The sequence below is a fragment of the Herbidospora solisilvae genome (assembly GCF_009901565.1).
GTDB lineage: Bacteria > Actinomycetota > Actinomycetes > Streptosporangiales > Streptosporangiaceae > Herbidospora > Herbidospora solisilvae.
This window is the reverse complement of record NZ_WXEW01000003.1, coordinates 444,102-467,149: the sequence shown is the minus strand read 5'-3', so window position 1 is coordinate 467,149 and position 23,048 is coordinate 444,102. Positions and strand designations below refer to the sequence as shown.

General features: G+C 71.0%; 22 protein-coding genes. 11 read left to right on the top strand and 11 right to left on the bottom strand.

The genetic code is table 11. The features are described from left to right. The first annotated feature begins 11 nt into the window (after positions 1-11). Complete coding sequence (locus tag GT755_RS11820; RefSeq protein WP_161479762.1) at positions 12-803, top strand: hypothetical protein; 792 nt, start codon at positions 12-14, stop codon at positions 801-803. On the opposite strand, the gene GT755_RS11815 is transcribed toward GT755_RS11820, so the two are convergent. Next, positions 800-2,092 (bottom strand): serine/threonine-protein kinase, encoded by a 1,293-nt coding sequence (locus GT755_RS11815; RefSeq protein ID WP_161479761.1) that lies wholly within the window; start codon positions 2,090-2,092, stop codon positions 800-802. The genes GT755_RS11820 and GT755_RS11815 overlap by 4 nt on opposite strands. Positions 2,093-2,171: 79 nt before the next feature. Between GT755_RS11815 and GT755_RS11810 the strand changes: the two genes are divergently transcribed. Beyond that, positions 2,172-2,774, top strand: coding sequence for a TenA family protein (locus tag GT755_RS11810; RefSeq protein ID WP_161479760.1), 603 nt, complete (start codon positions 2,172-2,174; stop codon positions 2,772-2,774). Here the strand turns inward: GT755_RS11810 and GT755_RS11805 are convergent. The 5 genes from GT755_RS11805 to GT755_RS11785 all read right to left on the bottom strand — a co-directional run bounded on the left by GT755_RS11805 (position 2,771) and on the right by GT755_RS11785 (position 6,349). Next, entirely contained in the window at positions 2,771-3,289 is a 519-nt protein-coding gene (locus tag GT755_RS11805) for a hypothetical protein (protein ID WP_328794303.1), read from the bottom strand. The two genes, GT755_RS11810 and GT755_RS11805, sit on opposite strands and share 4 nt — an antisense overlap. Before the next feature lie 143 nt (positions 3,290-3,432). Beyond that, complete coding sequence (locus tag GT755_RS11800; RefSeq protein WP_161479758.1) at positions 3,433-4,272, bottom strand: PhzF family phenazine biosynthesis protein; 840 nt, start codon at positions 4,270-4,272, stop codon at positions 3,433-3,435. A gap of 8 nt (positions 4,273-4,280) precedes the next feature. Beyond that, positions 4,281-4,730 (bottom strand): DUF3307 domain-containing protein, encoded by a 450-nt coding sequence (locus GT755_RS11795; RefSeq protein WP_161479757.1) that lies wholly within the window; start codon positions 4,728-4,730, stop codon positions 4,281-4,283. Positions 4,731-4,814: 84 nt separating this feature from the next. Next, complete coding sequence (locus GT755_RS11790; protein WP_161479756.1) at positions 4,815-5,471, bottom strand: Crp/Fnr family transcriptional regulator; 657 nt, start codon at positions 5,469-5,471, stop codon at positions 4,815-4,817. Further along, positions 5,468-6,349 carry an LLM class flavin-dependent oxidoreductase gene (locus tag GT755_RS11785; protein WP_161479755.1) on the bottom strand — a complete coding sequence of 294 codons (882 nt, stop codon included), beginning with the start codon at positions 6,347-6,349 and terminating at the stop codon, positions 5,468-5,470. The genes GT755_RS11790 and GT755_RS11785 overlap by 4 nt, the downstream gene beginning before the upstream one ends. Positions 6,350-6,454: 105 nt before the next feature. Between GT755_RS11785 and GT755_RS11780 the strand changes: the two genes are divergently transcribed. Next, the gene (locus GT755_RS11780) at positions 6,455-7,594 is read left to right on the top strand and encodes an MFS transporter (RefSeq protein ID WP_161479754.1); all 1,140 of its coding nucleotides are present in this window, start codon (positions 6,455-6,457) and stop codon (positions 7,592-7,594) included. A 17-nt stretch (positions 7,595-7,611) separates the two neighbouring features. Here the strand turns inward: GT755_RS11780 and GT755_RS11775 are convergent, their stop codons facing one another. After that, positions 7,612-8,370, bottom strand: a complete 759-nt coding sequence (locus GT755_RS11775) for a hypothetical protein (RefSeq protein ID WP_156046096.1) — start codon at positions 8,368-8,370, stop codon at positions 7,612-7,614. A 271-nt stretch (positions 8,371-8,641) separates the two neighbouring features. On the opposite strand from GT755_RS11775, the gene GT755_RS11770 reads away from it, so the two are divergent. The 3 genes from GT755_RS11770 to GT755_RS11760 all read left to right on the top strand — a co-directional run bounded on the left by GT755_RS11770 (position 8,642) and on the right by GT755_RS11760 (position 11,529). Next, complete coding sequence (locus GT755_RS11770; protein ID WP_161479753.1) at positions 8,642-9,664, top strand: FAD-dependent oxidoreductase; 1,023 nt, start codon at positions 8,642-8,644, stop codon at positions 9,662-9,664. Between the two features lie 76 nt (positions 9,665-9,740). Further along, on the top strand, positions 9,741-10,691 hold the full coding sequence (locus tag GT755_RS11765; RefSeq protein WP_161479752.1) for an ATP-binding cassette domain-containing protein: 951 nt from the start codon (positions 9,741-9,743) through the stop codon (positions 10,689-10,691). A 13-nt stretch (positions 10,692-10,704) separates the two neighbouring features. Further along, positions 10,705-11,529: an ABC transporter permease gene (locus GT755_RS11760; protein WP_161479751.1), complete on the top strand. Its 825-nt coding sequence runs from the start codon at positions 10,705-10,707 to the stop codon at positions 11,527-11,529. Here GT755_RS11760 and GT755_RS11755 read toward each other — a convergent pair. Further along, the gene (locus tag GT755_RS11755) at positions 11,511-14,552 is read right to left on the bottom strand and encodes a BTAD domain-containing putative transcriptional regulator (RefSeq protein WP_161479750.1); all 3,042 of its coding nucleotides are present in this window, start codon (positions 14,550-14,552) and stop codon (positions 11,511-11,513) included. The genes GT755_RS11760 and GT755_RS11755 overlap by 19 nt on opposite strands. A 37-nt stretch (positions 14,553-14,589) precedes the next feature. Here GT755_RS11755 and GT755_RS11750 point away from each other — a divergent pair, with 37 nt between their 5' ends. Both GT755_RS11750 and GT755_RS11745 read left to right on the top strand, forming a co-directional pair. Then, on the top strand, positions 14,590-15,447 hold the full coding sequence (locus tag GT755_RS11750) for a DUF4429 domain-containing protein (RefSeq protein WP_161479749.1): 858 nt from the start codon (positions 14,590-14,592) through the stop codon (positions 15,445-15,447). A gap of 23 nt (positions 15,448-15,470) precedes the next feature. Beyond that, positions 15,471-16,337 carry an aldo/keto reductase gene (locus tag GT755_RS11745; RefSeq protein ID WP_161479748.1) on the top strand — a complete coding sequence of 289 codons (867 nt, stop codon included), beginning with the start codon at positions 15,471-15,473 and terminating at the stop codon, positions 16,335-16,337. Here GT755_RS11745 and GT755_RS11740 read toward each other — a convergent pair. Further along, the gene (locus GT755_RS11740; protein WP_161479747.1) at positions 16,321-16,779 is read right to left on the bottom strand and encodes an NUDIX domain-containing protein; all 459 of its coding nucleotides are present in this window, start codon (positions 16,777-16,779) and stop codon (positions 16,321-16,323) included. The two genes, GT755_RS11745 and GT755_RS11740, sit on opposite strands and share 17 nt — an antisense overlap. A gap of 104 nt (positions 16,780-16,883) precedes the next feature. On the opposite strand from GT755_RS11740, the gene GT755_RS11735 reads away from it, so the two are divergent. Beyond that, entirely contained in the window at positions 16,884-19,091 is a 2,208-nt protein-coding gene (locus GT755_RS11735; RefSeq protein WP_161479746.1) for an MMPL family transporter, read from the top strand. A gap of 46 nt (positions 19,092-19,137) precedes the next feature. Here GT755_RS11735 and GT755_RS11730 read toward each other — a convergent pair whose 3' ends face one another. Then, positions 19,138-19,989 carry a PD40 domain-containing protein gene (locus GT755_RS11730; RefSeq protein ID WP_161479745.1) on the bottom strand — a complete coding sequence of 284 codons (852 nt, stop codon included), beginning with the start codon at positions 19,987-19,989 and terminating at the stop codon, positions 19,138-19,140. 58 nt (positions 19,990-20,047) lie between these two features. Here GT755_RS11730 and GT755_RS11725 point away from each other — a divergent pair, with 58 nt between their 5' ends. Next, the gene (locus GT755_RS11725) at positions 20,048-21,256 is read left to right on the top strand and encodes an MFS transporter (protein WP_161479744.1); all 1,209 of its coding nucleotides are present in this window, start codon (positions 20,048-20,050) and stop codon (positions 21,254-21,256) included. Here the strand turns inward: GT755_RS11725 and GT755_RS11720 are convergent. Beyond that, positions 21,208-21,942: an MBL fold metallo-hydrolase gene (locus GT755_RS11720; RefSeq protein WP_161479743.1), complete on the bottom strand. Its 735-nt coding sequence runs from the start codon at positions 21,940-21,942 to the stop codon at positions 21,208-21,210. The two genes, GT755_RS11725 and GT755_RS11720, sit on opposite strands and share 49 nt — an antisense overlap. Positions 21,943-22,164: 222 nt before the next feature. Between GT755_RS11720 and GT755_RS11715 the strand changes: the two genes are divergently transcribed. After that, the gene (locus GT755_RS11715; RefSeq protein ID WP_161479742.1) at positions 22,165-22,944 is read left to right on the top strand and encodes a putative RNA methyltransferase; all 780 of its coding nucleotides are present in this window, start codon (positions 22,165-22,167) and stop codon (positions 22,942-22,944) included. Positions 22,945-23,048: the final 104 nt, after the last annotated feature.

Below are 23,048 nucleotides of genomic sequence, written 5' to 3'. Positions count from 1 at the left end.
CCATTGGTGGCATGAAGGCCGCTCTCCCCCTCGCCCTCGTCCTCCTCGCCCTGACCGGATGCGCCGCCGTCTCCGGCGGACAACCGGCCACCACCGTCGTCAGCACCGCGACGCCGGACGCCGCCGAACCCACCGAAGCCGCCGAACCCGCCGAGAAGTCCGCTGAGGAGTCCGCCGAGTCGTCCTCGGACGTCGTCGCCGACGGCGCCGAGATCTCCGCCGAGCTCAGCCGGGCCGGGCAGCGGGACGTCTACCCGCTCGACCTGGGCGACGCCCGCGAGTTCTACGTGACCGACATGTCCGGCGACGGCATCGAGTTCCAGGTCGTCTCCGAGGTCGACGGTCAGCCGATCAGCCCGTCCGGGTTCGCCCTCGCGTGGGGCTCCACCGTCGTGAAGCTGACCAAGACCGGAGCACACCGTCTCGAGGTGTACGGCCAGACGAACGTCGTCGGCCCCTACAGCTTCCGCGTGGCCACGGTGAAGGTCCGCGACATCCCCACCACGATCGGCCTGAACGTCAACGGCCAGCTCGACGTGCCCGGCCGGATCGACCGCTACGAGTTCGACTCCGACGGCGCGACGGCCATCAAGCTCATCGGCGGCAACGGCGCGTGCCAGGCCATCGAGCTGGAACTCGTCGACGCGGCCGAGAAGAGCATCGCGACCGCGCGCCAGCCGATCCCGCTCTGCGGCTACGAGGCGCCCATCCCGCTCGCCAACGGCGACGGGGCCTACGCGCTGGTGGTCAGGTCGGGGGCGGCCAAGACCGGCGGGTACACCTTCCAGATCGCGCGGGCCTAACCCTTCGTCAGCGTGCCCTCGTAGAGGGCGGAGCCGCCGCCCTCCTGGCCCGCGAACTCCACCGTGCCCGGCTCGGTCAGCGTGAGGGTGATGTCGCCGCCCACACACTGGCCGAGCTGCACGACGGACATCTCCAGGATCTCGCCGTTCCCGCGGGTCGTCCGGAGCCGGACGTCCTGCTCGCAGTCGTCGCGCCGCCAGGTGCCGTTCTGGGCGCCGCCTTCGAGGACGAGGACGATGGAGGTGCGGTCGGCGCCCCCGTCCCGCAGGACGTCGCCGCTCCAGGTTCCGGCGAAGGAGGCGGGGATGCCCTCCCCGGTGGTCTGGGTCTGGGACGTCGGGCCGGGCTCCGTCTGGGCGCGGGTGCCCGGGGCGTCGTTGAGGGCGGTCCACAGGATCCCGATGGTCACCGCGACGGCGAACCCGATGCCCGCGGCGGCGGCCAGGCTCGGGCCGCTGCGCCGCCGCTTCTCCGTCGGCACGGCCGTCTGCGGCCCCACGCCGATCAGCATCACCCACAACTCGTGGGCCGTGGGCCGCGCCTCCGGGTCTTTGGCCAGGCAGCGGGCCAGCGTCTCGCGTAAGGGCGACGGCACTCCGTCGAGACGAGGAGCGGTGTTGAGGATGCGGCTGAAGACGGCCGCGACGGTGTCGTTGCCGAAGGGCGGCTCGCCGGTCGCGGCGTAGACCATGGTCGCCGCCCACGAGAACACGTCGGCTGCGGCCGACCCGTGGACGCCGCCCAGCTGCTCGGGGGCCATGTAGGGCGGCGTGCCGGAGATGGAGGTCGGCAACGTGGCGGCGTCGGCGAGCTGGGCGATGCCGAAGTCGACCACCCGCGGGCCGTCGGGCCCGAGCAGCACGTTGGCCGGCTTGAAGTCGCGGTGCACCACCCCGGCGCCGTGGATGGCCGCCAGGGCGGCGGCGGTGTTCACGGCCAGCCGTTCGAGCTCGCCCTCGCGCAGCGGCCCCCGGTCGCGCACCCGGTCGTGCAGGGACGGCCCGTCGATGAACTCGCTCACCACGAAGGGCGCGGCCACGTCCAACTCGGCGTGCAGGACCCGGGCGGTGCAGAAGGGCGCCACCCGCCGCGCCGACTCCAGTTCGCGGGCCAGCCGCCGCCTGATGGCGGGATCGGCCCCGCCGCGCAGCAGTTTCACGGCCACGCGCTCGCCCGTGGAGGAGCGGGCTTCGTACACGATGCCCTGGCCGCCCTCGCCGAGACGCCCGACAAGCTCGAAGGTGCCCAGGACGGGCGGGTCACCCGGCTCCAACGGGCCAGCGGGCATGGGTCCTCCCGGGGCGCACACGACGTCCACACCATAGCGCCCGGGGGAAACGTCGGACGTGGCGGGTAAAAATGGGAGCGTGTCGCTTTCCACCGAACTTCACAACCTCGGCCGTCCCCTCGTGGAGCGGCAGCTCGCCCATCCGACCGTCCGGGGGATCGCCGACGGCAGTCTGCCCGAGGCCACCTTCCGGGCCTGGCTGGAACAGGACTACCTGTTCCTGCTCGACTACGTCCGGGTCTTCTCCCGGCTCGCCTGGCAGGCCCCCGACGCCCACCTGGGCGACCTGGTCGACCTGGCCTACTCGACCTTCCACGACGAACTCGCGCTCCACCGGTCGATGTCGGCCCGCTACGGAGCCGACCTCAACACGGCCACCAAGGGCAAGGCCTGCGCCGCCTACACCGAGTTCCTGCTCGACAGCGCCGCCCATTACGGAGAGGGGCTGGCGGCGCTCTATCCGTGCATGTGGGGCTATTCGACCCTAGGCCAGTCCCTCGCCGAGACGGCCGCACCGCGCTACCGGGCGTGGGTGGAGACCTACGCCGACCCGGGCTTCCAGGCCCTCACCGAACGCATCGCCAAGATGATCGACGAGGCCGACGTCCACCCGGGGCGGGCCCGGGAGTTGTTCCTACGAGGCATGGAACACGAAATCGCCTTCTGGGACGTCACCAATTAGGCGCTGGAGGGATCGACGTTCCACACCTCGGGGAGGTCCGAACCGCAGAAGACACAGACGAAGTCCCTCTCCCGCACGATGTTGAGCTCCCGGCACCGGGGACATCTGCGGAAGACGACGGCATGCGTGAAACCGGCAGGATGCCTCAGGCCGGCCCGGTTCAGGGCCTCGGCGACGGCCGACCACGAGCTCGTGTCGGGGCAGTAGCCGGTCGACTGATTGCTCACTTCGGCGACCGTCCAGAGCCCTGATTCGCGGCTGAAGCTCATCTCGCCCGCGCTCAGCACCCGGCCGCCGCCCGCGCACGCCACGTGTTCGCTCCGGCGGGACGCCACCCTCAGCAGCCCGTCCAGGTCGACGACGAAGGTGACCGGCTCGGCCAGCTCGCCTGGGACCAGCCCATCGGCCCAGTCGTCGAGGTCTGCCGTCGACCCGATCCGCCGGCCCTCGCCGCCCGGCCTGATCAGGGCCGCAAGTTCGGGAGGCCCTACATATCGGTAGCTGCGGCGCTGCACGGTGGACAACCTAGACCGATCGACCGTCCGCTTTGAACCTTTGGCAAGTCGTGATCACGTACGTTCAGCAGCCTGGGCCGGCGAAGTAGAACGGCACACCGAGGCTGTGGGCAACCGCCGTGCGGCATATGAGCGATGTCTTATCAGCTCTCCGTGAAGCGCACGGCTCGGCCGCTGACCCTGATTCGCTGGTCGTCTGTCAGCGGGGCGGCGGTCAGCAGGCTCGGGCGGCCCATGTCGGCGCCCTGGTGGATGGTGACGACGTCGTCTTCCTTGATCAAGGCCAGGTCGCGCAGGTAGCCGGTGAAGGCCGCGGCGGCGGCGCCCGTGGCCGGGTCTTCGACCACACCCCCCGGCGGGAACGGGTTGCGGGCGTGGAAGACGGTCGGCGACTCGGCCCAGAAGAGGTTCACGGTGATCCAGTCGCGGGCCGCCATCAGCGCGCCGAGGGCCTCGAAGTCGTAGTCGAGGGCGGCCAGCAGTTCCCGGGAGGCCAGGCCCACCACCAGGTGGTTCATGCCGGCGTTGGCGACGTGCACCGGGAAGGCCGGGTCGAGGTCGGCGGCGCTGTAGCCGAGGGCGCGCAGGGCCGCTTCGACATCGGCGTGGTCGGCCGGGCGGGTGGTCGCGGGCGGCGAGGTGAGGGTGGCGGTGACCGGGCCGTTGGGCTCGGCGACCACGTCGACGTCGACCGGGCCGGCCTTGGTCGTGAGGTGGATGGTGCCCGATCCGGTGCGTTCGCCGATCGCCACCGACGTCGCGATGGTGGCGTGGCCGCAGAAGGCGACCTCGGCCAGCGGGCTGAAGTAGCGGATCGTGTAGCGGTCGTCCCCTTCGGGGAACAGGAACGCCGTCTCGGAGTAGCCGACCTCGGCCGCGATGGCCAGCATCTCCGCGTCGGTGTGGCCCGCCGCGTCGAGGACGACCCCGGCCGGGTTGCCCCCTGACGGGTCGGCGGTGAAGGCCGCGTACCTGAGGATCATGACGCCCCCTAGACGATGATCAGTGCCGAGACGAACAGCCAGGCGAGATGCCAGGTCTGGTCAAGAACATACGCCCCCGTCCCGATGGACGGGTTGTCGTCGTGGCCGGGACGGGGCACGCCGAGCGCGGCGAACCTGCCGCGGCCGGTCCTGGCGGCGAGCCACTGGATCGGCCAGCGGCGGTCGGCGATCCAGTGGGTGACCCCCGTGACGGCCAGGCCGATCGCGACGTCGGCGGGGGCGAAGACCGCGCCGAGCTGCCAGACCAGCACCATCAGGCCGGCCAGGGCGAGCACCACGTGGGTGAGGACGTGGGTGGTGTTGGCCAGCCGTCCGGCCCAGCCGGGCTTGATCTTGGTGCACGCCTGGTGGTCGGTCTGGATCCAGTGATCCACGATCATGTGGGTCGTGTAGAGCGTGACATAGACGGCGGCGAACTCCGCCAGGCGGTCGCTCATGTCCACATCCGTCCTTCCCGCACCATTCCGCAACATGATCGACAGTAGGGCGGGCTGCCGGGAAGTTCTGTGAACCAGTACTCACTACGACTGACGTGCGCGGCGCCGCAGTCCGTCCATGTCATTGATAAGTACGCGCCGGCGGCCCGTCTCGATCAGACCTCGATCACGCAATCCGCGAAGCGCCTTGTTGACGGCCTCCCGGGAGGAGCCCACCCAGCTCGCCAGTTCGTCCTGGGAGAGCGGCAGTTCGAGGCTGACCCCGCCCGGCACCGGCTCGCCGTAGCGCTCGGCCAGCTCCACGAGCCGGTTGGCGACCCGGACGGCGGTGTCGAGCACGCCGTACTCGATCCGCTTGCGGTCGGCGTCGCGCAGGCGTTCGGTGACGGTACGCATGATCAGCACCGCGACGCGGCCGTTCTCCCGCAGGAACCCGGCGAAGTCGCGGATGGCCAGGCCCTCGACCGGTTCGACCGCGGTCACGGTCGCCGATCGGGGCTGGCCGTCGATGGAGGCCATCTCACCGACGACGGCTCCGGGGCCGCGTACGGCCAGCACCACGTCGGTGCCCGATTCGGTCGCGGCCGAGATCTTGACCTTGCCCGACAGGACCAGCAGCACCCACGTGGAGGGGTCGCCCTGCGTGAAGACGATCTCGCCACGGGCCCAGGTGCGGGTCCGGCCGCGGGCCCGCAGGTCGATCTGCTCCTGGGGGGTGAGCTTGTCGAACAGCTCCGTCATGGCGCCCTTCGTAGTTCCGGCAGCACGTCTGCCGCCACCGCGTCGAGGACCGATTCGTCTCCGGCCCAGATGCCAGTCTCGCGCGGCCAGGGCGCGGCCATGTCGGTGTAACCGAGTTCGGCAGACCTTCCTACAAAATCGCGATAACACTCGACACTCGACAACGAATAGACGGGGGCGGAATCCGACTGCAGGAACCGCCGCACGCCCTCCCGTGGACGCCCCAGGTCGGCGAGCACGTCGTCGAACCGGCGCGAGGCCTCCGCGACGGCGGCCCACCAGGCGTCGAGCGTCTCCTTGCCGCGTCCGCCCAGGGTCACCCAGCCGTCGCCGAACCGGGCGGCCAGCGCCATCGCCTTCGGCCCGTCGGCCGCCACGAGGAACGGCAGGCGCGGGCGTTGCACACAGCCGGGCGTGTTGCGCGCCTCGACGGCCTCGTAGTAGTCGCCCGACCACGACACCCGCTCCTCGCGCAGCAGCAGGTCGAGCAGTTCGACGAACTCGGCGTAGCGGGCGTGCCGGCTGGCGGGTTTCCAGCCCAGCACGCGGGAGTCGTAGTCGCCCCGGCTGCCCGCGCCGATCCCGAGCGTGAAGCGGCCCTGGGAGAGGTCGTCGAGGGCGGTGAGCTCGCGGGCGAACGGCACCGGGTGGCGGAAGTTGGGCGAGGAGACCAGCAGGCCGATCTCGATGGTCGAGGTCACCATCGCGGCGGCCGACAGGGTCGGCACCGAGCCGAACCACGGGCCGTCGACGAGGGTGCGCCAGCCCAGGTGGTCGAAGGTCCAGGCGTGGGCGAAGCCGTAGGCCTCGGCGGCTCGCCAGCGGCGTTCGAGCTCGGGGCGGCGGTGTTCGGGCAGGATCGTGATTCCGGCACGCATCTAACCATCGTGACATGCGGGCCAAATCCCCACATTTCCGATCGGTCTTTTAACCTGGTCGGGTTTGCGTGCCCTCCCCTCCCTGACCGATCGAGAGGACACCTGTTGGCCCCCGACCTCACCAGGGCCCGATTAGGAACGACGTCGTCCTTCGTGCTGTGCGGGATCATGTCCGGCACGCTGACGGTGCGTGTCCCGGCCATGACCGACACCGTCCACCTCACCAAATCGCAACTCGGCATCGTCCTGCTCGCGTGGGCGCTCGGCGGGCTGCTGGCCATGCAGGGCTCCCGGCCCATGTTGCGCCGGCTGGGCAGCGGCCGGTCGCTCACCCTGTCGATGCCGCTCAGCGCGCTCACCCTGGCCGGGGTGGCGCTGGCGCCCGACTACGTCACGCTGATCGTCGCGGCCGCCGCGTTCGGCATGGCCGTGGGCCTGTTCGACATCTCGATGAACGCCCAGGGCGCGGTGGCCGAGAACGCCTCGGGCCGGTCGCTGATGAGCGGGTTCCACGCCGGGTGGTCCATCGGCGCCATCGCGTCGGGAGCCATCGGGATCGGCGCGATCCGGCTGGGGTTGTCGTTCCGCGACCACCTGCTGCTCGTGGCGGTGGCCAGCCTGCCGATCGCGGCGGCGCTGGCGCGCACGTACCTGCCCGACCCCGGCAGCGACGACGGCGGCGCGGCGGTGCGCCGGCGGTTGCCGCCCGTGGTGTACGTGCTGGGGGTGGTGGTCTTCGCCGCGTTCATGATCGAGGGCATGGTCGGCGACTGGAACGGTCTCTATCTGCGCGACGTGCTGGGCGCCCCCGAGTCGCTGGCCGCCCTCGGTTATCCCCTGTTCGCCGGCGGCATGCTGGCCGCCCGGCTGGCCGGTGACCGGCTGCGCAGACGCTACGGCGCCGCCGCGTGCCTGCGCTTCGGCGGGCTCGTGGTGGCGTTGTCGTTCGGGGTGGTGATCACGGCGCCGGTGGCCGAGGTGGCGCTGGTCGGGCTGCTGGTCGCCGGGGTGGCGATGGCCACCGTGATCCCGTTCGCGCTGTCGCTCGCGGGCGGGGCGGACCCGGCGCAGTCGGGGCCTGCCATCGCGCAGACGGCCGCCATCGGCTACGCCGGGTTGCTCCTCGGACCAGTCCTGATCGGGTTCCTCGCCGACGCGACGTCGCTTCGGCTGGCCCTTTCTGTGGGACTGGTCCTCGGAGCGGTGATCTGGTTGTCGACCCGTTACCTACCGGCCGACTCCTGAGTCATCAGGTTGAATCGTCAGGAGTGGGCCAGGCAGCTCGACGAGACCGTCACGACGGTCGGCAGGCTGCCGGTGTTCACGAACTGCATCTGCCACTGCGTGCCGCTGGCGGCGCTGCGGATGGGCGCCATCGGGACGCCCTGGCTGAGCAGCGGAACAGTCCACGAGCCGCCGACCAGCGTGCTGCCCGCGGGGCAGCTGCCGCCGCTGACCTGAGCGTTCAGCTGCGGAAGCAGGGTCACCGGCTTGCCGGCGACGTGGACGACGCCGGTGATGGTGGAACCCTGGGCGGCCGAACCGGCCGGGCCGCCGATGGCGCCGCCACCGAGGTCGTCGTCGTCCTCGAAGCCGTCTTCCTCTTCGAAGCCGTCGTCGCCGTCCTCGTCGTAGAAGTGGCCCGGCACGCAGTGACGGTCCGAAGCGCTCACAGCGCGACGCTCGGCGGAGATGCCGGCGTCCATGCCCTCGTTCCAGTCCATGCGAGGAGCGGTCTGAGCGCCCTGCATGCCCTCGAAGTGGTGGCCATGGTGGCGGTGGTGCTTCGGCTTGTGGTGGTGCTCGTGCAGGTGGTGCAGGTGCTTGTTGAAGCAGCGGTTGTGGATGATGTGGTTGTCGTGCTTGTGGTGGTGGTGCCGGTGCACGAAGTGGCGCCTGTGGTGGTGGTGCTTGTGGAGCCAGTGCTTCGTGTGGAAGATGCGGTGGTAGTGGTGGATGTGGTGCCATTCAATCTTCGGGCGAATACGGATGTGCCGCTTCTTCACCCGGTACTTGATCACCTTGACTCTCTTGGCTTTCTTGTACTTTTGAACGGGCGCGTGGCCCACGACTTGGGTGTCAGAGACCGGGGCGGCTTGCGCGGGAAGCGCAGCCCCCAGAAAACCCAGGCCCATGATTAGGGCGATCATGTACGTTCCGTACCTCATGTGCCGATCATGCAATAACTGGGCGGATCTACTTTGGCAGCACACACAAAGGCACGGGAAAGCTCGGCCATGAAATGCCCGTTAATTCGGGAAGTTTCCCGGGGTTCACTTGGTTGAGAAGGTCGTGAGAGATGTCGATGTTGTGGTGATCGGGGCTGGTCAGGCCGGATTGTCTGCTGCGTACCACCTTCGGCGGTTCGGATTGTCGCAGGTCGTGCTCGACGCGGAGGACTCCCCGGGCGGGGCGTGGCGGCACCGATCCCCCACGCTGACAATGGATCGCGTGCACGGGATCTTCGATCTGCCGGGCATGGCCCGGCCCTCTGTCGACCCGACAAGGGCGGCGGCGGAGGCCGTACCGGAATATTTCGCCGCTTATGAAGCACAAATGGGTTTGGACGTCATCCGCCCGTACAAAGTGGGAAAAGTCCAGCCGGGTTTCACGGTGGACGACAAATGGCGCGCCCGAGGGATCGTCAACGCCACCGGAACGTGGACCCGCCCCCATTGGCCCTTCTATCCCGGGCGTTTCGACGGCCGGCAGCTCCACTACGCGTCCTACACGGGCCCGGCGGAGTTCGCCGGTCTGAACGTCGTGGTCGTCGGCGGCGGCCACTCCGCGATGCACGTGCTCTCGGAGGTCGGCGCGGTGGCGCGGTCGACGCTCTGGGTGACCCGCCGCGAACCCGACTTCCGGCCCGAGGGCTTCGACGGCCGCGAAGTGGTGGCGCTCGTCGAGCAGCGGGTGCGGGCCGGCCTGCCGCCCCAGAGCGTGGTGAGCGTGACCGGCCTGACCTACACCCCGGTCGTCACCGAGGCACTGGAACGCGGCGTGCTGACCCGGCGGCCGATGTTCACGCACCTCGTGAGCGACGGCGTGTCGTGGGGCGAGGAGGTCTTCCCCGCCGACGTCATCGTCTGGGCCACCGGCTTCCGCGCCGACCTCCGCCACCTCGCCCCGCTGAAGCTGCGCGAACCGGGCGGCGGCATCCGCATGGACGGCACCCGCGTCGTGGCCGACCCCCTGGTCCACCTGGTCGGCTACGGCCCTTCGGCCAGCACGGTCGGCGCGAACCGGGCCGGCCGGGCGGCCGCCCTCGACCTGGCCCGGCGACTGGCTCCGCACAACTCGCTGAGAGCCGGCTGAGGCGCTGCTGAGGGCCCGCTGAGGCTGACAGCGCGCTGTGCGCCGGATGACAGGGGCGGGCCGCACGCTGGGAGGCATGGAATACGCATTCGAGGCCCGGGGCCTCGTGAAACGCTACGGGAAGACGACCGCCCTGGCGGGGCTCGATCTCTCCGCCCCGCAGGGGACCGTGCTGGGGGTGCTCGGCCCGAACGGGGCCGGCAAGACGACCGCCGTGCGGATCCTCGCCACGCTGCTGCGCCCCGACGAGGGACGGGCGTTCGTGGGCGGGCTCGACGTCGTCAAGGACGCCGCCAAGGTCCGCCGCCTGATCGGCCTGACCGGCCAGTACGCCTCCGTCGACGAAGATCTGACCGGCATGCAGAACCTGGTCCTCATCGGGCAGCTGCTCGATCTGCGCAAGAGCGAGGCGGTGGCCAGGGCCACCGAGCTGCTGGGCGAGTTCGGGCTGGCGGACGCGGGGGCGCGGCAGGCCAAGACCTACTCGGGCGGCATGCGCCGCCGCCTCGACCTGGCCGCCAGCCTCGTCGGCCGCCCCGACGTCATCTACCTCGACGAACCGACGACCGGCCTCGACCCGTCCAAGCGCGACGACGTGTGGAACATCGTGCGCGGGCTGGTCAAGGACGGCGTGACCGTGCTGCTGACCACGCAGTACCTGGCGGAGGCCGACGCGCTGGCCGACGAGATCACCGTCGTCGACCACGGCCGGTCGATCGCCCACGGCACCCCCGCCCAGCTCAAGCAGATCGTCGGCGGCCAGACCATCCTCGCCCGCCCCGCCGACCCGGCCCGCCTCGCCGAGACCGAGGCCATCCTCACGAGCGTCTCGGGCCGTCCGGCCGAGTCGCCCAGCCGCGGCGTGGTCACCGTGCCCGTCGACGGCGACGCCCAGTTCACCGAGGCGGTGGCGCGGCTGGCCCAGGCCGGCGTCTCCGTCACCGAGTTGTCCCTGCGCCTGCCCAGCCTGGACGAGGTGTTCTTCACCCTCACCGGCCAGCGCGCCACCGACGAAGAAGCGGCCTGAGAGGCGATCCCCCATGACCACCACCACGCTCTCCCCCGTACAGCACGAGAAGCCCGTCCCCACCCGCTCGCAGCCACGCCCTTTCGGGCTGGTCAGACATAGTCTCGCCCTCGCGCGGCGCAGCTTGATAAAGACCATCAGGACACCCGAGCAACTGCTCGACGTGACCCTCCAGCCGATCATCTTCGTGGTGCTGTTCGTGTTCCTGCTCGGCGGCGCCATCGCCGGGGACACCCACCAGTACCTGCAGTTCCTCCTCCCGGCGATCCTGGTGCAGACCGTCGTGTTCGCCTCGGTCGCGACCGGCGTGAGCCTCAACACCGACCTCAAGAAGGGGGTCTTCGACCGGTTCCGCAGCCTCCCGATCGGGCGGTCGGCGCCGCTGATCGGATCGGTGCTCGGCGACCTGATCCGCTACGTCGTCGCCACGCTCTCGCTCACGGTCTGCGGGCTCGTGCTCGGCTTCGAGCTGGTCAACGGGATCGTGCCCGCGCTGGCCGCCGTGGTCATGACCATCGCGTTCGCGTTCTGCCTGAGCTGGGCCTTCGTCCTGCTCGGGATGGTGCTACGGGAGCCGGGGGCGGTGCAGGGCGTCGCGTTCCTGACCATGTTCCCGCTGACCTTCGGCACCGGCATGATGGCCCCGGTCGACACCCTGCCGGGCTGGCTCCAGTCGTGGGTGCAGGTCAACCCGGTCGCCCACGCGATGGAGGCCGCCCGCGGCCTCATGATCGGCGGACCGGTGGCCACGCACGTCGTCTGGGTCGCCGCCTGGGGTCTCGGCCTGCTCGCGGTCTTCGCACCGCTGGCGGTGCGGGCCTACCGGCGCAGGACCTGATCGATCGCGGCCGGCCGGTCGAGGGCGGCGCCCTTGTCGTAGGCCTGCCGGTAGGCCTCGTCGCCGAGGGTCTCCCGCAACTGGACGGAGATGCGGAAGACGTCGGGGTTGTACGCGTCGGGGGCGCCCCGGAGCTGCTCGCTCGCGCCGAGTATCCGGGCCGCCCCTTCGGTGTTCCCGCGTACGGCCTCCACCTCGGCTGCCAGCACGCCCACCCGGGCCAGCACCGGCCGGTCGCGTACCGAGTCGGCCAGTTCGGCGGCCTCGGCGGCGGCGGTGGCGGCGGCGTCCGGATCGCCCTCGGCCACCGCCAGATGGCCGAGACACGTCAGCACCAGCGCCCGGAACTGCGGCGACACGATGCCCGACCGGTCGACGGCGGCGGCCGCCTCCTCGTACTGGATGCGCGCCTCGACCAGGTCGCCCACCTCGCGGGCCAGGTCGCCGAGCCCGATCCGGGAGAACGCGGCGTCCCTGACCGACCACTCGTTGCGGCTCGACTCGGCCATCAGCCGCAGCTCGTGGCGGGCGCCGTCGACATCGCCCTGGCGGCGGCGGGCGGTGGCCAGGTACATGCGCTGGTGCCCGGCGTCGTCGTCGGGATTGAGCAGCCGGGTCAGCTCGATGGCCTCCTCCAGCGACTTCACCACGAGGTCGAAGTCGCCGAACAACATGGCGGCGTCGGCGATGAAGGTCAGCGCCTGGGCCAGCCCCCAGCGGTCGCCGACCTCACGGAACCCGGCGGCGGCCTCACGCAGGTCGGCCAGCATGCCGACGGGGTCGCCCTCGTTCTCCAGCATGAATCCCCGGAACATCAGCAGCATCGCCCTGCTCCACGGGTCGGCCACGCCGAGGGCCCGGTCGATCGCGGCCAGGCCGCCTTCGGTGTCGTCCTGGAACAGGTGGTAGATCGGGCTGAGCAGGCAGAGCAGCGGGTCGTCGTCGATGTCGGCCTGCCGGGAGATCTCGCCGAACCGGGCGATCAGGGCCTCGACGTCCTCGACCGGCTGGCTCATCAGCGAGTTCAGCAGATACATCATCGTGGTGACCAGCCACGCGTTCCGGTCGATCTCGCCGTCGAGGTCGAGCGCCGACTTGAGCCAGGGCACCGACTCCGACCGGCGGCCGGTGATCATCCAGAACGTGCCGAGGGCGGCGGTCATCCGGGTCGCGGTGGCGGCGTCGCCCCGCTCGATGGCGTAGTGGAAGGCGGCCAGCAGGTTGTCGTGGTCGGTGCCGAGGATGCGGATCCAGGTGAGCTGCCCGTGGCCGCGCATCTGGCCGCCGCCCTGCTCGGCCAGGTCGAGGAAGTAGCGCGTGTGGGCGCGGCGGACCTCGTCGACCTCACCGCGTTCGGCCAGCCGCTCCAGGCCGTATTCGCGGATGGTCTCCAGCATGCGGTAGCGGGGTCCGTCGATGAGCTGGAGCAACGACCGGTCGACGAGGGCGGCCAGCAGGTCGAGCGAGCCGCCCACGGCCTCGGCCGCCTCGGCGGTGAACCCGCCGGGGAACACCGCGAGCCGTTCGGCCAGGTCGCGCTCGTCGTCGCCGAGCAGGTCCCAGCTCCAGGCCACCACCGCACGGAGCGTCTGGTGCCGCGCCATCGCGGTACGGCTCCCGCCCGTCAGCAGCCGGAACCGGTCGTCGAGCCGGGCCGCCACCTGGTCGACGGTGAGCGAGCGCAACCGGGCCGCGGCCAGCTCGATCGCCAGCGGCAACCCGTCGAGGCGGCGGCAGATCTCCTGGACGACCGGCGTGTTGGCCTCGGTGAGGGCGAACCCGGGACGCACCGCCTCGGCACGGTCGAGGAACAACCGGACCGCCGGCTCCTCGGCCAGCGGCGGCACCGGCCAGAGCGACTCGCCGAAGATGCCCAGCGCCTCCCGGCTGGTGGCCAGCACCGTCAGCCGGGGGCACAACCCCAGCAACTCGTCGGCCAGCCGGGCGGCGGCGTCGATGAGGTGCTCGCAGTTGTCGAGCAGCAGCACGCCTTCGACGCCCGACAGCACCTCGACGATGCGGGCGACGGTGCCCTCCTGGACCTTCGTCTGCCCCGCACCCACCGCCGTCAGCACCGCCTGCGGCACGTCGTCGGGGTTGGTGACCGGGGCCAGCTCCACCAGCCAGACCGGCCGGTCGAGCCCGGCGGCGACCGTGCTCGCCAGCCGGGTCTTGCCCGCGCCACCGGGGCCGACCAGGGTGACCAGGCGGCTGTCGGCCAGCCGCCGGCCGATCTCGGCCATGTCGTGGTCGCGGCCGACGAAGCTGGTCAGCGGCGCCCGCAACACCGGACGCCCCCGGCGCGGCGCCTGCTCCTCGCGCAGCACGGTCAGATGGGCCTCGCGCAGCTCGGCGCCGGGGTCGACGCCGAGCTCGTCGGCCAGGGCGTGCCGGACCTCCTCGAAGACGCTCAGCGCCTCGGCCCGCCGCCCGGAGGAGGCGAGCGCCCGCATCAGCAGGGCGTGCACCCGTTCCCGCAGGGGATGGCGGGCGGCCAGGTCGCGCAGTTCGGTGATCACCGGCTCGGCTTCGAGCCGGTCTTCGGTGGCGGTCAGCCAGGCCTCGTCGAGCCCGGCCACGGCGGCGTCGGCGAACGGCGCGTCGGCCACGTCGGCCAGCGGGCGCCCCCGCCACAACGCGGCGGCCTCGCCCAGCAGCCCGGCCGCCCGCCGGTGGTCGCCGGAGGCCAGCGCGGCCCGTCCGCTCGCGGCCAGCGCGGCGAACCGGTGGGCGTCGACGTTCTCCTTCGGCAGCGTCAGCCGGTATCCGCCGGGTTCGGAGCGCAGCGCCGCGGGGTCGGGCAGCACCCGGCGCAACCGCGACACGAGGGACTGGAGGGCGTTGGCCCGGTCGGCCGGGGGCGCGTCGCCCCAGAGGGCCTCGGCCAGTTCGTCGTGGGTGATCAGCCGGCCGGGGTCGAGCGCGAGACGGACCAGCAGGGCACGGAGGCGGGCCCCGCCGATCGTCACGGCGTCGCCCCTGTCGGACCGCACTTCGAGCGGCCCGAGAATCCCCACACGCATAATCCCCACTTTGCCACCTGATGCGTAAGATCCGGCCATGACCGAGGTGCTGGTACGCGACGGCTCGTGGACCTTCAATGGCGACGTCATCCGGATCGTGCCCGCCAAGGAGCGCGGGGTGAACAAGCTCCGCCAGGCCCTCGGAGAACTCGTGGTGCCGCTCGCGGCCGTGGCCGGCATCGCCTACCAGCCCGCCCGCAAGGGCGGCCAGTTACGCCTGCGCATGCGCGAGGGCGCCGACCCGTTCAGCCACGCCACGGGCGGACGCCTCCCCGAGGCCGCCGACCCCTACAGGCTCACGATCGACGCCGACCGCACGGGCGTGGCCGAGTACTTCGCCGACGAGGTCCGCGCCGCCCTGCTCGCCGAAGGCGTGCCCGACGGGCCCAGCGACCGCTTCCTGCTGCCCGGCCCTCCCGTGCCGCTGACCGCCAACGCCTCCGACGCCCTGATCACCTTCGACGGCGACCTGATCCTGATCGAGTTCAACTGGGCGGCCGACACCTCCAAGCGCAAGGCGGGGCCACAGCGCATCGCGCTGGCCGACCTCGCGGCCGTCGAGTGGATCCCCAACGGCGGCATGGAGAACGGCCGGCTGAGGTTCACCCGCAAGGAAGAGCCGTCCACCCGGCCGCCGATCAAGCACGACCCCTCCTCGGTCGTCCTGTGGGGCCTCGACAAGGAGACCCGCACGGTCGCCCTGCTGGTGACCGCCGTCGTGGCCCGGCTGCCCCATCCGCTGGCCGAACCGCCCGCGGTCGAGGCCGTCCCGAAGGACGACGACCACGACGTCGTGCTCCGCCGCCTGCGCGAACTGGGCGCGCTGCACCGCGACGGGGTGCTGACCGACGACGAGTTCGCGACCGCCAAGCAGGCGCTGTTGAAACGTCTGTGAAGGCCCTGGCTAGCCTGAGGGGCATGATTACCCGCCGCATCGGAAGCCGTCAGGTCAGCGCCATCGGTCTTGGCGCGATGCCCATGTCCACCGCCGGTCACATGCCGGACGAGGCCCAGTCGATCCGCACCATCCACGCGGCACTCGACGCCGGGGTCACCCTCATCGACACGGCCGACGCCTACACGCCCTCGCACACCGACGTCGGCCACAACGAGCGTCTGGTCGCCAAGGCCCTGGCGAGCTGGAGCGGCGACGCCGGGTCGGTCCTGGTCTCCACCAAGGGCGGGCACACCCGCACGCCCGGCGGCGGCTGGGGCAGGGACAGCCGGCCCGAGTACCTGTTCCAGGCCTGTGACCGTTCGCTGAAGGCTCTGGGGGTCGAGTCGATCGGCCTCTACTTCCACCACCGGCCCGACCCGCAGGTCCCCTACGAGGTGGCGATCGGCGCCATCAAGGACCTCGTCGAGGCCGGGAAGGTCCAGACGGCCGGCGTCTCCAACGCCGACCCGGAGCAGTTGCGGATCGCGCGGGAGATCCTCGGCGACGACCTGGTGGCCGTGCAGAACGAGTTCTCGCCGAGGTTCCGCACCAGCGAGCCCGAGATCGACGTCGCCGAGGAGATCGACATCGCGTTCCTGTCGTGGTCGCCGCTGGGCGGCATGGGCTCGGCGGCCGAGCTGGGCAGCCGGCACGCCGCCTTCGGCGAGATCGCCGCCGCCCACGGGGTGTCGCCGCAGCAGGTCTGCCTGGCCTGGCAGCTGGCGCGCAGCCCGCGCATCGTGCCGATCCCGGGCGCGAGCCGCCCCGAGAGCATCCTCGACTCGCTGAAGGCGCTGGACCTGGCGCTGTCGGCCGACGAACTGGCCCGCCTCAACTCAGGTAGCTGAACCCTCCCGACGCGCGCGCGGCGACGGAGGCGTGCAGCCGCCGGGCCTGCCAGTCGGGCAGAATCTTGTCGGCCTCGGCGGGGGTGAAGAACCCCCAGTCGTCGAGCTCCTCCTCCTGGATGGTGATCCGCGCGCCGTCGGGCAGGGTGCCGCAGTCGAAGGTGAAGTGGACGAGCGGGAAGGGCCGCTCGTCCTTCTCCGGCACCCAATGGACGACGAGCAGCCGCCCCACGGAGAGCGTCAACCCGACCTCCTCCCTGAGTTCCCGGGCGCAGGCCTCCTCAGGGGTCTCACTCTCGTCGACGTGGCCGCCGGGCCAGCCCCACATGTCGCGGTAGTTGGGTTTCACGAGCAGCACCCGGTCGTCGGGGTCGGTGACGAACCCGGCGGCGGCCGGGATCACGCGGTGGAGCCGGGCGTAGAACACGTCTGCGGGGATCACAGCCCTGAGGTTAGCCGGGGTTGTCCCCTAGCTCTCCGGAAGGAGGGCCGATCTCCCATCCACGCAGGAGGTTCCGGCCCCGATCGATTTCTACGTTCGTAGACATGGTTCGGAATCGGAACATCGCCGCCCGGGTGGGCGGCTGGAGCGCACGCCACCGCTGGTGGGCGCTGTTGATCTGGGTGGCGTTCGTGGCCGGGGCCACGCTCGTCGGAAGCGCCGTCGGCACGGCGGAGATGAAGTCCTACGAGAGCGCCAACGGCGACTCGCGCGCCGCCGGGCAGATCCTCGACGGAGCGGGGTACGTCGACCCGGCCGGCGAGGTCGTGTTCGTACAGAGCACCGAGCTGACCACCGACGACCCGGCCTTCCAGCGGGCGATCGACGACGTGAAGCGCTCGATCACCGCGACCGGCCTGGTCGACGAGATCACCTCTCCGGCCCCGGTGACGGCCGACGGCCGGACCACCCTGATCCAGTTCACCATGAAGGGCGACGCCGACACCGCCGCCGACCGGGTGCAGCCGCTGCTCGACGCGGTCGACGGCGTGCAGGCCCGCCACCCCGGACTGCGGGTCGAGCAGGCCGGCGGGGCCAGCGCCGACAAGCTGATCGGCGAGGCCATCGACGAGGACTTCGTCCGGGCCGAGCAGCTCTCGCTGCCCATCACGCTGGGCATCCTGCTGGCCGCCTTCGGCGCGATCCTGGCCGCGGTCATCCCGGTGGCGCTCGCGCTGACCGCCATCGCCGCCGCGACCGGTCTGCTCGCCCTGACCAGCCAGTTCCTGGCCGTCGACGCCGCCACCACCAACGTCATGCTGCTGATCGGCCTGGCCGTGGGCGTCGACTACTCGCTCTTCTACATCATGAGGGAGCGGGAGGAACGGGCGAAGGGCCGGAGCAAGCAGCGCGCGATCGAGATCGCCGCCGGCACCTCAGGCCGGGCGGTGCTGATCTCCGGCATCACCGTGATCGTCGCCATGGCGGGCATGTTCCTGACCGGCAACGGCATCTTCATGGGCTTCGCCGAGGGCACCATCCTGGTCGTGCTGACCGCCGTGGTCGGCTCGCTGACCGCGCTGCCCGCGCTGTTGTCGCTGATCGGCGACAAGGTCGACGCCCGCGCATTCCACGGCACCGTCCGGGTGCTGACCCGGGGCCGGGTCACCTGGCGGCGCATCCTGGGCGTGCGGGGCGGCGAGAGCCGCGTGTGGGGGGCGATCCTGCGGCCGGTGCTGCGCCATCCGATCGTCTCGGTGGTGGTCGCCGGCGGCCTGATGATCGCGCTGGCGGTGCCCGGTCTGAGCCTGAAGCCCGGCCCCCAGACGATCGACGAGCTCCAGGGCGACTACAAGATCGCCGAGACGTTCAAGGCGATCGACAAGGCCTTCCCCGGCGGCAACGAACCCGCCGTGGTGGTCGTGCAGAACCCCGACACCGCCGCGATCGAGCGGCTCAAGCAGCGGGCGCTGGCCTCGGGCCACTTCAACGAGCCGGTCACCGTCGACGTCAACCCGCGCGGCGACGTCGCCCGGATCAGCATCGGCGTCAAGGGCACCGGCACCGACGCCGTCTCGGAGAACGCGATCCACGAGCTGCGCGACACGATCATCCCGGCCACCCTGCCGGGCGCGCACGTCACCGGCTCGACCGCCGGGTCGATGGACTTCAACGACCAGATGTCGGCCACCCGGCCGCTCGTCTTCGGGTTCGTGCTGCTGCTCGCGTTCGTGCTGCTGCTGGTCTCCTTCCGCTCCCTGGTGGTCGCGGTCAAGGCGATCCTGCTCAACCTGCTGTCGGTCGCGGCGGCGTACGGCGTGCTCGTGCTGGTCTTCCAGTGGGGGTACGGCGAGAGCGTCATCGGCTTCCAGTCGACGGGCACGATCACCGACTGGCTGCCGATGTTCCTGTTCGTCATCCTGTTCGGCCTGTCGATGGACTACCACGTGTTCATCCTGAGCCGGATCAGGGAGGCCTACGACAAGGGCATGCGCACCGAGGACGCGGTCGCCCACGGCATCCGCTCCACGGCCGGGGTGGTCACCAGCGCCGCCCTCATCATGGTGGCCGTGTTCGCGGTCTTCGCCACCCTGTCGCTGCTGACGTTCATGCAGATGGGCGTGGGCCTCGCGGCGGCGATCCTGATCGACTCGACGATCGTCCGCGCGGTGCTGCTCCCGGCCACGATGCGGCTGCTGGGCGAGTGGAACTGGTACCTGCCGCGCTGGCTGAACTGGCTGCCGACGTTGTCGCACGGCGACGACGACGAGGACGAACTGCCCGCTCCGCGCAAGGAGCCCGCGCTCGTCTAGGCCGGACACGCGACGGCCCGGCTCCGGGGGAGCCGGGCCGTCGCCGTCAGAGCACCCGCAGCAGCGCGTACTTCCGGTACTGGAACGGTTCGGAGATCTTCCTGACGACCTTGAAGCCCGGAGTGAGGATCACCACCGTGTTCCGGGTCGCGCCCTTGACCCTGACCGCGAGTTTCCCGTCGTTCAGGTACATGGCCCCGATCAGGGTGCCCTTGACCGGCGGCACCACCCGCTTGCCCGTCACGGTGTCGACGATGCGCGGGGTGTACCAGAGCGGCCAGGTGCCGTCGCCGCCCTCGGTGTTCCGCCCCAGCGCGCGGTAGACCACCTTGCGCCCGTCGGGCGACAGCGACTGCACGTGGTTGGCCCGGCCGACGCCTTTGGCCTTGCGCGATCTGCCGGTCGTGACGTCCAGGACGTGCACGCCGTCGGTGGTGCCGGTGTAGCCCGCCAGGTAGCGGCCGTTGCCCGACCAGGCCAGATGGCAGACGCCGTAGGTCCGGCCGACCGTTTTGCGGCCCTTGCCGTCCGCGCCGACGACCGCGATCGGGGCGGTGCCCTCGGTCGACATGACCGCGTAGGCGACCTTCGTGCCGTCGGGCGACCAGGCCGGGGTGGCGCACGGCGTGCCCGCCACCGCGCCCGAGGCGACGACCTTGTCGACCCCGTCGGCCTTCACGTGCACCTTGCCGTCGATGTCGACGTAGGCGACCTTGCGGCCGTCCTGGGAGACCGAGAACTGGCCGTTCGGGTCGACGGTGTGCCTGGCGTAGGGGGTGTGGATGGTCACCCCCTTCTCGTACCGGTAGAACACCAGTCCCGACGGGAGAGCGGCCGCGGCGGGCGCGGCGGGAATGATCGCGACCAGGGCGACGGCGGTGGCCAGCAGTCTTCTCATGGCATGCGATCTTCGCACTGCCCGAGGGGCGAAAACGGTCGAAAGGTAAAATCGCCCCATGTCGGGGACGCGGAAGGCCTACCTCTACTGGGGCGCCGGAGTCGTCGCCTACCTCGTCGCGGTCTTCCACCGCCAGACCCTCGGCGTCACCGGCCTGGAGGCCGCCGCCCGCTTCGACCTCGGCGCCGCCGGCCTGTCGGCGCTCGCGATGCTCCAACTGCTCGTGTACGCCGCCCTCCAGGTCCCCGTCGGCATCCTCGTCGACCGGCTGGGCTCCAGGAAGATGCTGCTCGCCGGGGCGGTCGTGCTGGCGGCGGGCAACCTGGTCTTCGCCCTCGCGGGCGGGGCCGCCGGAGCGATCACGGCCCGGATCCTGATCGGCGCCGGTGACGCGGCCACGTTCATCAGCGTGATCCGCATCGTGAACCTGTGGTTCCCGCCCGGCCGCAACTCTCTGATGGTGCAGACCACGGGGCTACTGGGGGCGCTGGGGGGCATCCTGGCGGCCGTACCGCTGATCTCGGCCCTGCACGCCTTCGGCTGGCGCGACACCTTCCTGGGCGCGGCGGGCCTGAGCGTGGTCGCCTTCGCCGTGGTGGTCGTGCTGCTGCGCGAGGCCCGGCCGGGGAGGGCCGCGAGCCCGCGCGGGTTACGCGCCGCCTGGGCCGAACCGGGCACCCAGCTCGGCCTGTGGACACACGCCGCCACCCAGTCGTCGATGGCGGCGTTCCTGCTGCTCTGGGGCTACCCGTTCCTGCTCCAGGACCAGAGGCTCTCGCCGAACGCGGCCGGGGCGCTGCTGACCACGATCACCGTGGTGTCGCTGGCCTGCAACCCGCTCTTCGGCTGGGTCGCCGGACGCTGGCCGCACCGCCGCTCGTGGATGGTCCTGGGCATCGTCGGCTCGACGGCGGGCGTCTGGACGGCCGTGCTGCTCTGGCCCGGCCCCTCGCCCCTGTGGCTGCTCGTGCTGCTGATGACGGTCCTGGCCACGAACGGGCCCGGCTCGGTCATCGGCTTCGACTTCGCCCGCACCTTCAACCCGGCCGAACGCATCGGCGTGGCCACCGGCATCGTCAACGGCGGCGGCTTCCTGGCCACGGTCGCCCTGCTCGGCCTGATCGGCGTCGGGCTCGACCTGCACGGCGACTTCCGGTGGGCGCTGGTGGTGCAGTATCCGATCTGGGCCCTCGGCGTCTTCCAGGTGCTGCGCTACCGTCAACGGACCTTCGTGAAGGGCTCGGCCAAATGGGAGGTCGCCAGGTAGGCGGCCCGGCCGAGCACGACCTGACGGCTGGTCAGCGCCCTCTCGGGGTCGTCGTCGTAGTGGTAGCCGATCGTCGGGTCGGCGAGCTGCACCGGGTGGTGCAGCACGTCGCCGGAGACGATCAGGTCGCCCACCAGCACGACCTGGTGCCCGGGGGTGTGCCCGGGGGTGTGCGCCACCCGGACGTTCTCGAAGAGGTCGCGGGATCCGTGCACGATCCAGAGCTGGTCGCCCAGCGGCTTCACGATCCGGTCGCGCATGAGCCCGCCGCCCGGCCAGTCGAGCTCGGCCTCCTGGATGACGTGACGGGCGTTGGGGAACACCGGCACGCCTTCGGCGACGCAGCCGCTCACGTGGTCGCTGTGCAGGTGGGTGAGAATCACGGTGTCGACGTCGGCGGGTGCCACGCCGACCGCGTCGAGTTCCTGGAGCAACCGGCCGGGGATGGGCGCCCAGCCCGCGGCGGGGCCGGTAAGGTCGCCGACGCCGGTGTCGACCAGGATGGTGTGGGCGCCGGTGCGCAGCAGGAAGCAGTGGAAGTGGAGGATCCACTCCTCGCCGTCGGCGAACGACCCGCCGGGGAACAGTTCGGGCAGCGGCCGGGCGATGCTCGGCCCCATGGGCCCGACGGCATCACACAGCGGCGTGACCTCGACCCCGGCGAAGGTCATCGGTTCGTACGGCATTACCGCACTTTATTCTCCTACATGCGGTCATCGTGCATCATCGGCCTGAATAATCGAAGTTCACGTCGGCGGCGTACACGGCACGCTGGCACTTCGCGCAGCGGTAGACGATCGGGCCTTCGTCCAGAACGGTCCGACAACTCGGGCAGTTACGTCTTTTGTTCGTCATAGGGACAGTTCACCCCAGACCGGTTGCAGACGACTTGACGGGATACTGGTCGGATGCTTGGAGACGTCATCGACCTGCTGGTCTGCCCCGTCTGCCGCGACGACCTGACCCTCACGGGGGGCGCCGCCCGCTGCCCGCGCGGCCACTCCTTCGACGTCGCCCGGCAGGGCTACCTCAACCTGCTGAGCACCCCGGTGAAGGGCGACACCCCGGAGATGGTCTCGGCACGGGAGACGTTCCTCGCGAGCGGCGCCTTCGCCCCGATCGCCGAGACGGTGGCCGCCCACGCCAAGGGCGTCGTCGGCGACGCCGGCGCCGGAACCGGCTACTACCTGGCGCGGGCCGTCCACGACCGGGGCCTGGCCCTCGACGTCTCCAAGCACGCCCTGAAGAAGGCCGCCAGGGCCCATCCGAGGATCGGCGCGGTCGTCGCGGACGTGTGGAAACCGCTTCCGGTCCGCGACGCGGCCTTTGACACGCTTCTCAACGTGTTCGCCCCCCGGAACGCCGGGGAGTTTCGCCGTGTCCTGAAACCAATGGGAACCCTGATAACGGTCACGCCGAACTCCGACCACCTGGCGCCGATCGTGGCACGTTTCGGTCTGTTGTCGGTCGACGACGAAAAGGACCGGCGGTTGACCGACACCCTCGGCGACCACTTCGAACGCGACGTGACCGAGCCGGTCGCCGGCTGGCTCGACCTGACGGCGGCCGAGGTCATGTCGGTGATCGCGATGGGTCCGAGCGCCTGGCACGCGCGTGCCGTGGAGGTGTCGGAGGGGGCCAGGGTGCGAGTGTCGGTGCAGGTCACGGTGTGGCGTCCGAAAAGCTGAAAATGGTGCCCGCAGCCCTAGTGACCAAAGGGGTTTTTCACCGTAAATTCCCACCTGAGATCCCCTGTTTGTCGGCCATTCCGGGGGCTGACGGGACATACTTG